Here is a 10787-nt window from a genome sequence, read left to right on the forward strand (position 1 = left end):
GCACTTTCGTAATAGAATCATTTTAAGTTCAAAATTATTCGCATCAGAAAAGAAAAAGGAAGTTAAGCAACAGCAAGTTGCCTAACCTCCTTAATTGAGCTGACCAGTCCTATTTGACAGAGAGCCTACATTATCTAAACTAGGAAAAACGTTGTATGGTTGATACATGTTCATACCAAACTGATTAATTTTTTTTATCTGTGCAAAGTGATGGGGTGGCGCTGGTTGATTTGATGTTAACGTTTCAACAAATTTAGATTCATCTGTCACATTAAATGCCCAGTTATTTATTTTTTCGTAACCTAGCGTAGACATTGGTATAGCACCTAATGCTTTACCACATGAGCTGCCAGCACCGTGTCCAGGCCATATTTGAATATAATCTGGTAAATCTTTAACACCTTCTATAGAATGATACATCTGTTTTGCACCAATCTCTGTAGTACCTTCCATTTGTACTGATTTTTCTAGTAAATCAGGTCTACCGATATCACCAACAAAAATAAAGTCACCACTAAATAAACCCATTGGAACACTTGAGCCGCCACCTTCATCTGTGAGTAAGAAACTAATACTCTCTGGGGTATGACCAGCTGTATGCAAGACTTCTAATTTAATATTACCTACTTGAATAATATCTTGATTTTTAACAAAATTTGTATGTTCCGGCATATTTTTATAACTTAATTGATCATCACCTTCGCCAGATACATATATATATTGGCGTTTAAACGTTCTGCCACGTCCCGAATTCCAGAAGCAAAATCAGCGTGAATATGTGTTTCTGCAGCTTGTGTAATTTTAAAACCTTCGCTATCTGCAACTTCCATATATTTTGTTAAATCACGAACAGGATCAATTACTATTGCCTCTCCTGTACGTTGACAGCCTACTAAATAAGATGTTTGAGATAAATGATTATCGTAAAATTGTTTGGAAAACATTATAAAACTCCTTTTTTAATAGATTTAATTAGATGAATAAATTATGATTCGCATTTTCTGTATCACCAATATAAGTACCTACTCCACCGTACTCAACTTCGTCTCTGAGCTCTTCTTTCTGAATTCCCATAACATCCATGATCATCGTGCAAGCGATTAATTTGATATCTTGGTCGATTGCTTGATCAATGAGTGACGGTAAGGAATCAACATTTTTCTTTTTCATTACGTAGCGCATCATGATATTACCTAAACCAAACATATTCATTTTAGATAGCGGCATGCGTACAGGTGTTTTTGGCAACATCAAGTCAAACATTTTTGCGATACCTTGCTTTTTAACATGAACGGATTGGTTCTTTTTCAACGCGTTGAGTCCCCAAAAAGTAAAGAAAATAGTTACGTCTCTGCCTGCAGCCTTAGCGCCATTCGCAATAATCATTGCTGCCACTGCTTTATCTAACTCACCACTAAATAGTACAATTGTCGTACCTTTGGCAGTATGGTTCACTTCCAAGTCTTTTGGTTTTTCTTTTTGAATAATGGCATTAATTCCATTATTACTTTCATCCAGTTTAACTAACGTATGTCCTGTTTGTTTGACCCAGCTTTTAATGTCACTAAAGAACCCAGGATCTGTAACTGTAACCTCGATTTGCTCTCCTACTTCGATATTTTTCACTTCTTTACTGATGTTTACAATTGGACCTGGACATTGAAGACCACTATAGTTAAATTGTTTACGCTCTACTTTAATTGCTACATTAGTATTTTCTTCAAATGTATTATCATCGTCGTTTTTTGCTTCATACGCTTTATAGCCACCGTCTAAATTAACAATGTCGTAGCCTTGTTCAGCTAAATATTCGCTCGCTTTAGCACTTCTGGTACCACTTTTACAGTGTACAAAATAGGTTGTGTTTTTATCTTTATTGAACGATTCAATCTTATCTACAGGATGTAATGTCGCACCATTTATGTGTGCAAGCTCATATTCTTCTTGTGTTCTAACGTCAATCAGTTAACCTTGTGCATCCAATTTTTCTAATTTTTGTTTACTGAAATTGTTGATATGGTTTTCGTTATATTGTTTCATAATATCCTCCTAATAAATACCTGTAGGGCTATATTAACAGTTTGTTTACGCCGCATCAAATACCGTATGGGGTATTTGACATTTTCGATTCTATCTATTATTATGATTTTAATCAATTAAAAATGGAGGAAATAACTATGCATTATGATAAAAAAATGATTAACCGTATTAATAGAATACAAGGGCAACTCAATGGCGTTATTAAAATGATGGAAGAAGAAAAAGATTGTAAAGATGTCATTACTCAAATCAGTGCATCAAAAAGTTCAATCCAACGTTTGATGGGAATTATCGTTAGTGAAAATTTAATAGAATGTGTAAAAGCAGCAGAGGATAATGGTGAAAATTCAGAAGAATTGATTAATGAAGCCGTTAACTTATTGGTAAAAAGTAAATAATGGATATTTCAACTGTTATTATGATGTTACTTATTGGAGTGTTCGGAGGCTTTATTTCGGGTCTAGTAGGTATCGGTGGTGCTATCATTATTTATCCAGCTATTTTATTATTACCGCCACTATTTGGTGTTCCTACATACAGTGCATACATCGCTTCAGGACTTACTTCCAGTCAAGTCTTTTTCAGTACTTTAAGTGGGTCATTAAAAGCGCGAAAAAAAACAGAATTCTCCCCGCCATTAGTTATTTATATGAGTGGAGGTATGATTACAGGGAGCATGTTAGGCGCATTCCTAGCAAATTTATTTAATGCTGCATTTGTAAATACGATATATATTATCATTGCTTTACTCGCATTAATTTTAATGTTTATTAAAGTCGAATCTCGTTCAGGCGAACCTGCTTTTAATAAACCTTTACTAGTTATTATAGGTCTTTTCGTTGGTATTATTTCGGGTATAGTTGGAGCAGGCGGCGCTTTTATTATTATTCCTATATTGCTAGTTTTATTCAAATTACCAATGAATATGGTAGTTGCTAATAGTATAGTAATTGCTTTTATATCTTCAATTGGCGCCTTTATCATTAAACTTATACAAGGTTACATTCCTTTAGAAGACGCGTTATTTTTAATAATAGGAAGTATTATCTTTGCTCCCTTAGGTTTAAAATTAAGTAAAAAGATCCCTAACTTCATACAAAAATGGATTATAAGTATTTTAATCATTGTTGCAATTATTCAACTTATCTTTTAATCAATGAAATTTGTCAGGCAACTCCTGATATTTATAATTATACACACCAAAAATTAAGTATTAGTATCAAAAAATAGCATTCAATAACTATGGATATCGTAAAGGGATTAGAAAAGAGAAACATAAAATCAATAATAAAGAATTCGATTATTCAAAAGACCTTTGTGACATTGTATCAAAAAAACAAAAAGCCTATCATTATCTATTTAAATCTTAGTGATAAAGTACAAGAATTAAATCGCTTTACAAGTGTCATGTTTATTATCTTTATATTATTTAACCTAAACTGAAAATCCACCCAGTTAATCTTTAAATTGGGTGGATTTTCAGGATTATTTATTATATGGCTCTGCGTATTGGCTAATGATGCGGTTTTTAATTATATAATTTCAATAAGGCAATGAACAATTTTTTGATAAATATTATTCTTCTAAAATTCTTTTTAATTTACATACTAAAAATATTCTCCTTAACAATAATAAGTTTTTTAAATTATTGATTAAGGAAAGTATTTTTTATATCTATTTATTTCTCAATTTAGAATTAGATTTTTAGCGTGCTTCCAATTCATTTCCTGTCATCCATTTATGATTTTTAATGATTTTACCATTATCTTTGGATTTGTAATCAACCACGTAAACAGTAGTCTTTTTCACGTTATCTATATTGGCTGTAGCACCTTTCATACCAGACATATGACTTGCTTCTAATTTAACAGTATCGCCCTTGCTAAATCCATCTTTAGGTGCATCTTTGATCTCTTCGTTTACAACCCATTTATGATTGTTTACTTTTTTATTTCCATTTGTGGGTTTATAACTTACAACATAGGCATATGTTTTATACGCACCTTTTACAGTAGCTTCTGCACCTTTCATACCTGGCATATGCCCTGCTGTAATCGTTACTTTATCTCCCGCTTTAAATTCACCTTCATTAGTCGATTTCATATCTTCAGGAACTTTAATTTCATCATTATGCTTCATATGGGTCTCACTTTTTTGATCTTTAGTATTTTTATCTTTTTCATCATTATTGGAGCAAGCTGATAATATTAGTAATGACCCTAATAACATAAAAAATAATTTTTTAATCATAATAAAACGCCTACCTTTTATTTTAATTTTAATGTAAAAGCATTAATTGCAACGATAATCGTACTGAATGACATTAAAATAGCACCTATTGCAGGTGATAAAATCAAACCAATAAATGCTAAAACACCGGCTGCTAAAGGTACAGCAACAATATTATAACCTGCACCCCACCATAAGTTTTGCACCATTTTTCTCATAGTATTATTTGAAAGGGTCAAGAAATGAATAATATCTGATGGATTACTTTTAACAAGTATGATATCACCTGAATCCACTGCAACATCTGTGCCTGCACCAATTGCTATACCAATATCGGCTCTTATAAGACTCGGCGCATCGTTGATACCGTCTCCGACCATCATGACTTTATTACCGTCACTTTGATAATCTTTTATAATGCTTTCCTTATCTTCTGGCATGAGTTGTGCGTGGACATCACTAATACCTAATTCTTTTGCGACAGCGTGTGCCACTTCATTATTGTCACCTGTAAGCATGACTGGTGTAATATTTCTTGATAGTAAATCAGCTACCATTTGTTTTGAGCTTTCTTTAATTTGATCTCCTTGAGCAATCATGCCAATGACTTGTTGATCCTCAATTAAATAGCTGATTGAATTACCTTGTTGAGCTAATTTTATAAATAAGTCATTGTCATAATTAAGCTCATGTTTATCAAGATAAGAAACATTTGTTATTTTATATGTTTTATTATCAATTATACCTTCTAATCCGACACCTGGAATGTTATTGACATTTTGTGGATTAGCAGATGAAACATTTTTACTTTTTGCAAAATCAACAATACTTATAGCTAATGGATGGTTAGACTGACTTTCTAATGAGGCGAAAAGGCTTATTATAGTATCATTGCTTAATCCTTCTTTAAAACTTTCATAATGATTCACAGAAAAGTTACCCTCAGTTAAAGTACCGGTTTTGTCCATCATTACATAATCGATATGTTGAGCCATTTCTACAGACTCTCTATTTTTAATAATTAAACCATTATGGGCAGCTATAGAAGTAGAACGTGCAGTAACTAAAGGTATTGCCAGGCCTAAAGCATGTGGACAAGCAATGACTAATACAGTTACGAGACGTTCGAGTGCAAAATCAACATCTTTTTGAATGAGCATCCAGACGATAAACGAAATCACGCCGACACTTACAGCAAAGTAGAATAAATAACCCGCCACTTTATCAGATAACAATTCAGCACTAGATTTATCATTTTGTGCTTGATTAACAAGTCCCATAACTTGAGAAAGATATCCATCTTCTCCAACAGCTGTAACCTTGACTTGTATTGTTCCAGATCCATTAATAGAACCCCCAATAACGTTGTCATTTTGATTTTTTTGTACTTTTTTTGATTCTCCAGTGACTAGGGATTCATCTATGGATGTTTGTCCTTGAACAATAATACCATCTGTTGGAATGCTTTCTCCGGCTTTTACTTCGACGACATCATCAGTCATGATCTCTGATATTTTAACTTCTTCGCGTTGACCATTGTCCATAACTTTAATAGCACTATTAGGTAAAAGTTCTGCCATTTTCTTTAAGGCATCTCCAGCATTTCCGACAGCATTCATTTCTATCCAATGTCCTAATAACATAATTAAAATTAAGGTAGCTAATTCCCAAAAAAAGTCCATTGTATGACCAGTTGCACTACTAAAGTTATTCATATAAAAAGCATACAAGCTATAAATATAAGCTACCGAAATGCCTAGGGCAACTAAGGTCATCATGCCTGGTTTTTTTGCAGCAATTTCATCTTTACCACCAGACAAGAACGGTTTACCACCATAAAAGAATAAAATTGTACCTAATATTAACACTACCCATTCAGAACCTGGAAATGTGAATTGAAAAGGTAATTTAACGCCCATCATTGGCGATAAAAAAATGATAGGTATTGCAAAAATTAATGAAACAAAAAACTTAGCTTTAAAATTCCCATGATGATGTGCATGGCCGCTATGATGATGTGAGGCATGGTTATCATGATGCATTTGATTGGAATGATTCATGTGATTTTGATGATTATGCTCTTCACCATTATTATTCAAATTAACCCCTCCTAATGAAAATGTTATAGTAAAGCTACTTATACTATAACATATACCCCCACAGGGTATAAATAGTTTCGATTTATCTACTTTTATGGATTTATATAATTCCGAAACTTATGTCTACACGTCCTACATTAGACCTTGTCATCGATATTTAAAACAATGTTTTAATTAAAAGATCTAATCTTAACTCTCGCATGACAATACACTCTGACCAAGGTTATCATTACCAAAACAAGTCATATATTACTATTCTTAAAGAAAATAACGCATTTCAAAGTAGGTCTAGAAAAGCAAATTGTCTAGATCATTATTTAAAGAAGCCAGTAAATGAATTCATAATAAACTCATTTACTGGCTTCTTTTCTAGTATTTATATTCAGTCTTTTCAAACTATATTAATCATTTTTTGATTCTCAAATTCTACGCCACAATAGCTGCATTTTATTAAAGATACTATATATTCAATCAATTTCAGAGTGAGTTATATATAACCTCATTTTTAGTTTTATTTGTGATATGTCTCTGCGCATCAGTTAATGATACGGTTTTTTTAATATTGTTTTATCATAAATCTTAAACATGTAAAATAACTTTTAAATTAAATATAGTATGAATTAATTTAGGGAGCGAGACTACAAATTCAAAATGAATGTTGTCCCACTCCCATGTTTTTAAAATATCAACTTAATAATTGCAACGACGATTAAAATACATATTATCGTTTTTTGAATATAGTCAGGTATTTTCTGGCCCATTTTCATACCTAGAGGCGTAAATAGTATACTACCTAAAATTAACGGTATTGCACTATTGATAGGAATATACCCCTGTAATAATTTAATCATAAATACTCCAATAGAAGAAATGAATGCAATTACAATACTATTTGTAACCACCATGTTCATTGGTAATTTAAATATAACAAGTAGTACTGGAATAATAATAAATGCTCCACCAGCTCCTACAATACCAGATACCAAACCGATGATACCACCTATTGTAATTAAAAGTAGACGATTAAACTTAATATGACTAGTAGATGGTGTGACTTTTATAAACATTAGAATAAGAGCTAGTAATGCAATAATAATATAAACCGTATTAACAAACTGAACATTTATTAAATTCGCTAAGATTGCACCTAGCATACTACCTATTACCATTCCACTTCCCATATTAAGTATAAGCGTTCTAGAAAAATTTTTATTTTTATATACGTTTAAAGATCCACTCAATGTACTAAAAAACACCTGACTTGAAGTTAATCCTGAAGCAATATAAGCACTATAGGTAGGTAAACCAAATAATGGTGGTAATAATAAGAGAGCTGGGTAAATAACAATGGCTCCCCCTATACCGACTAATCCAGAAATAAATCCTCCTAAGATACCAATAACTAACATTACTATAATGGTGGTTATACTTATCATTTACTTTTTATCAATAATTCAACTGCTTCATTAATTAGTGCCTGAGAATCTTCACTATTTTCTTCAGACATTTTGACGCATTCTACTAAGTTTTCACTAATGATAATACCCATTAACCGTTGAATAGAACTTTTAGAGGCACTTAATTGACTAATGATGTCTTTACAATTTTTTTCTTCCTCCATCATTTTAATGACTCCATTAAGCTGTCCTTGTATGCGATGAATACGATTAATCATCTTTTTATTATATTCCAATATATTTCACTCCACATTCATTTTTAATAATTACATCATATTGATTAAATTTTATTTTGTCAAATACCCCCATAGGTATTTGACAAACTATCTAATTCGTTGTAATATACCCTCATAGGTATTTAAAAGGAGGCAATTATGTCACAATATAAAACGAAACACATTAATGATTTCACTAAAAAGGAATTAGAAGAATTGGGTTCTAAGGGTCAATTAATTGACGTTCGACAGCCTGAAGAATTTGAATTAGGACACATTAAAAATGCTTTATTACATTCAGTTGAAAATATAGAGACTTTTAAACAAAGCAAAAATAAAACTTACTATATCTATTGTAAAAGTGGTAATAGAAGTAGAAAAGCAAGTCAGTTTCTTGCACAACGCGGATACGATGTGGTGAATTTAGACGGAGGTTATACCGCATACGAAGAACAACATCATAATGATAATTTATCTAAAGTAAAAGAAGATAGAGAAATTAAAGATAATCGTAAGACATTCAATTATAGTAATCTACAGTGTCCAGGACCTATTGTTAATATTAGTAAAGAAATCAAAAACATCGCTATTGGTGATCAAATAGAAGTTGTTGTGACTGATCACGGATTTTTAAATGATATTAAAAGTTGGGTCAAACAAACTGGACATACGCTTGTTAGACTCAACGATTTTGGTAATGAAATTCGCGCTATTATTCAAAAAGAAGAAAATAAAAATATAGAAGTGACACACACGAAAAGTGGAACAACAATTGTTTTATTTAGCGGCGAGCTAGATAAAGCAGTTGCAGCAATGATTATTGCTAATGGTGCTAAAGCTGCAGGTAGAGATGTAACCATCTTTTGCACATTTTGGGGCTTAAATGCACTTAAAAAAATTCAAAGTCAACGCATTAAGAAAAAAGGTATTGCAAAACTTTTTGACTTCATGCTTCCAAATTCACCAATTAACATGCCTATTTCTAAAATGAATATGTTTGGTTTAGGCAATCTAATGATGCGTTATGTCATGAAAAAGAAAAATGTCGATACTTTACCTTCTCTTATTGATCAAGCGGTTGAGCAAGGTGTTAAACTTATCGCTTGTACAATGAGTATGGATGTGATGGGCATTACAAAAGAAGAATTACGCGATGATGTAGAATACGGTGGCGTAGGTGCATATATTGGATATACAGAACAAGCTAATCACAATTTATTTATATAATTAGAAAGGAATGATATTATGTTTTTTAAACAATTTTATGATAAACATTTATCTCAAGCATCTTATTTAATCGGTTGTCAAAAAACTGGAGAAGCCATGATTATTGATCCTATTCGTGACTTATCTTCATATATTCGAGTTGCTGATGAAGAAGGTTTAACCATTACTCATGCAGCTGAAACACATATACATGCAGATTTTGCTTCAGGAATTAGAGATGTTGCTATAAAGTTAAATGCTAATATTTATGTATCGGGTGAAAGTGATGACACATTAGGTTATAAAAATATGCCTAACCACACTCATTTTGTTCAACATAATGACGATATTTATGTAGGAAATATAAAATTAAAAGTGCTTCATACACCTGGTCACACGCCAGAAAGTATAAGTTTTTTACTTACTGACGAAGGTGCTGGAGCACAAGTTCCAATGGGACTATTCAGTGGTGATTTTATTTTTGTAGGAGATATCGGTAGACCTGATTTACTAGAAAAAGCGGTTAAAGTAGAAGGATCATCTGAAATAGGCGCTAAACAAATGTTTAAATCGATTGAAAGTATTAAAGACTTGCCAGACTACATTCAAATTTGGCCTGGTCATGGCGCTGGTAGTCCTTGTGGTAAATCTTTAGGTGCTATTCCAACATCTACGCTTGGCTATGAAAAACAAACGAACTGGGCTTTTTCTGAAAATAACGAAGCTACCTTTATCGATAAACTCATTTCTGACCAACCTGCACCACCACATCATTTTGCACAAATGAAAAAAATCAATCAACTCGGTATGGATTTATACCAACCTTATACAGTTTATCCAGCTACAAGTACAAACAGATTAACTTTTGATCTCCGCAGTAATGAGGCTTATCATGGTGGACATATTGAAGGTACAATCAATATTCCATATGATAAAAATTTCATCAATCAAATTGGCTGGTATCTAAACTATAATCAAGAAATTAACTTGATTGGAGACTATCATCTTGTTTCAAAAGCAACGCACACCTTGCAACTCATTGGATACGATGATGTTGCTGGATATCAATTACCTCAATCTAAAGTTCAAACACGTTCCATTCATAGTGAAGATATTACAGGTAACGAATCACATATATTGGATGTACGTAATGATAATGAATGGAATAATGGCCACTTATCTCAAGCGGTTCATGTACCACACGGCAAACTTTTAGACACAGATTTACCTTTCAGTAAAAATGATGTTATTTATGTACACTGTCAATCTGGCATTAGAAGTTCTATAGCTATTGGTATTTTAGAACACAAAGGTTATCACAACATTATTAATGTAAACGAAGGTTACAAAGATATACTACTTTCTTAATAATTATATATTTATGCTAATGAAAAAGGACTATAAGTATTTAGATATTGTAGTGAACCCAAAAAGTTGAACTTTTTGATTAAGCTATTTTCCTAAGGCAAGATTTCTGTATTCAACAGGAGTCTTGCCTTTTAAATTTACTTTTCTTCTTACGTTATTATAGTAATTGATAT

General features: G+C 32.1%; 9 protein-coding genes and 2 pseudogenes. 4 read left to right on the forward strand and 7 right to left on the reverse strand.

All coding sequences use genetic code 11. The features are described from left to right. Window positions 1-129: 129 nt before the first annotated feature. Both cstB (HHH54_RS10430) and cstA read right to left on the reverse strand, forming a co-directional pair. A pseudogene (cstB, locus tag HHH54_RS10430) lies at window positions 130-944 on the reverse strand (persulfide dioxygenase-sulfurtransferase CstB); the annotation flags it as partial. Between the two features lie 28 nt (window positions 945-972). Then, window positions 973-2040 (reverse strand): annotated as a pseudogene (gene cstA, locus HHH54_RS10435) (persulfide response sulfurtransferase CstA). 137 nt (window positions 2041-2177) lie between these two features. Here cstA and cstR (HHH54_RS10440) point away from each other — a divergent pair. Further along, window positions 2178-2438, forward strand: coding sequence for a persulfide-sensing transcriptional repressor CstR (cstR, locus tag HHH54_RS10440; RefSeq protein ID WP_031869238.1), 261 nt, complete (start codon window positions 2178-2180; stop codon window positions 2436-2438). Further along, window positions 2438-3193, forward strand: a complete 756-nt coding sequence (locus tag HHH54_RS10445; RefSeq protein WP_198618745.1) for a sulfite exporter TauE/SafE family protein — start codon at window positions 2438-2440, stop codon at window positions 3191-3193. Before cstR (HHH54_RS10440) ends, HHH54_RS10445 begins: the two co-directional genes overlap by 1 nt. 551 nt (window positions 3194-3744) lie before the next feature. On the opposite strand, the gene HHH54_RS10450 is transcribed toward HHH54_RS10445, so the two are convergent. The 4 genes from HHH54_RS10450 to cstR (HHH54_RS10465) form a co-directional block, all read right to left on the reverse strand. Then, window positions 3745-4290 carry a YdhK family protein gene (locus HHH54_RS10450; protein ID WP_198618746.1) on the reverse strand — a complete coding sequence of 182 codons (546 nt, stop codon included), beginning with the start codon at window positions 4288-4290 and terminating at the stop codon, window positions 3745-3747. Window positions 4291-4307: 17 nt separating this feature from the next. Beyond that, window positions 4308-6368 (reverse strand): heavy metal translocating P-type ATPase, encoded by a 2061-nt coding sequence (locus HHH54_RS10455; protein ID WP_198618747.1) that lies wholly within the window; start codon window positions 6366-6368, stop codon window positions 4308-4310. Window positions 6369-7045: 677 nt separating this feature from the next. Further along, a complete protein-coding gene (locus HHH54_RS10460) occupies window positions 7046-7804 on the reverse strand; it encodes a sulfite exporter TauE/SafE family protein (protein ID WP_198618748.1) in 759 nt (252 codons plus the stop codon). Continuing rightward, window positions 7801-8061: a persulfide-sensing transcriptional repressor CstR gene (gene cstR / locus HHH54_RS10465; protein ID WP_024273376.1), complete on the reverse strand. Its 261-nt coding sequence runs from the start codon at window positions 8059-8061 to the stop codon at window positions 7801-7803. The genes HHH54_RS10460 and cstR (HHH54_RS10465) overlap by 4 nt, the downstream gene beginning before the upstream one ends. 138 nt (window positions 8062-8199) lie before the next feature. Between cstR (HHH54_RS10465) and HHH54_RS10470 the strand changes: the two genes are divergently transcribed. Both HHH54_RS10470 and cstB (HHH54_RS10475) read left to right on the forward strand, forming a co-directional pair. Next, the gene (locus tag HHH54_RS10470; RefSeq protein WP_198618749.1) at window positions 8200-9267 is read left to right on the forward strand and encodes a DsrE/DsrF/DrsH-like family protein; all 1068 of its coding nucleotides are present in this window, start codon (window positions 8200-8202) and stop codon (window positions 9265-9267) included. A gap of 18 nt (window positions 9268-9285) precedes the next feature. Beyond that, window positions 9286-10614: a persulfide dioxygenase-sulfurtransferase CstB gene (cstB, locus tag HHH54_RS10475; protein WP_198618750.1), complete on the forward strand. Its 1329-nt coding sequence runs from the start codon at window positions 9286-9288 to the stop codon at window positions 10612-10614. Between the two features lie 84 nt (window positions 10615-10698). On the opposite strand, the gene HHH54_RS11575 is transcribed toward cstB (HHH54_RS10475), so the two are convergent. Then, window positions 10699-10785: an IS3 family transposase gene (locus tag HHH54_RS11575; RefSeq protein ID WP_432813794.1), complete on the reverse strand. Its 87-nt coding sequence runs from the start codon at window positions 10783-10785 to the stop codon at window positions 10699-10701. Window positions 10786-10787 lie beyond the last annotated feature (2 nt).

Source organism: Staphylococcus canis (assembly GCF_016238445.1).
Lineage (GTDB): Bacteria > Bacillota > Bacilli > Staphylococcales > Staphylococcaceae > Staphylococcus > Staphylococcus canis.

Coding starts and splice junctions, on each gene's coding strand:
- HHH54_RS10450 (WP_198618746.1), bottom strand. CDS start 4,290: ATGATTAAAAAATTATTTTTTATGTTATTAGGGTCATTACTAATATTA.
- cstR (WP_031869238.1), top strand. CDS start 2,178: ATGCATTATGATAAAAAAATGATTAACCGTATTAATAGAATACAAGGG.
- HHH54_RS10460 (WP_198618748.1), bottom strand. CDS start 7,804: ATGATAAGTATAACCACCATTATAGTAATGTTAGTTATTGGTATCTTA.
- HHH54_RS10445 (WP_198618745.1), top strand. CDS start 2,438: ATGGATATTTCAACTGTTATTATGATGTTACTTATTGGAGTGTTCGGA.
- cstB (WP_198618750.1), top strand. CDS start 9,286: ATGTTTTTTAAACAATTTTATGATAAACATTTATCTCAAGCATCTTAT.
- HHH54_RS10470 (WP_198618749.1), top strand. CDS start 8,200: ATGTCACAATATAAAACGAAACACATTAATGATTTCACTAAAAAGGAA.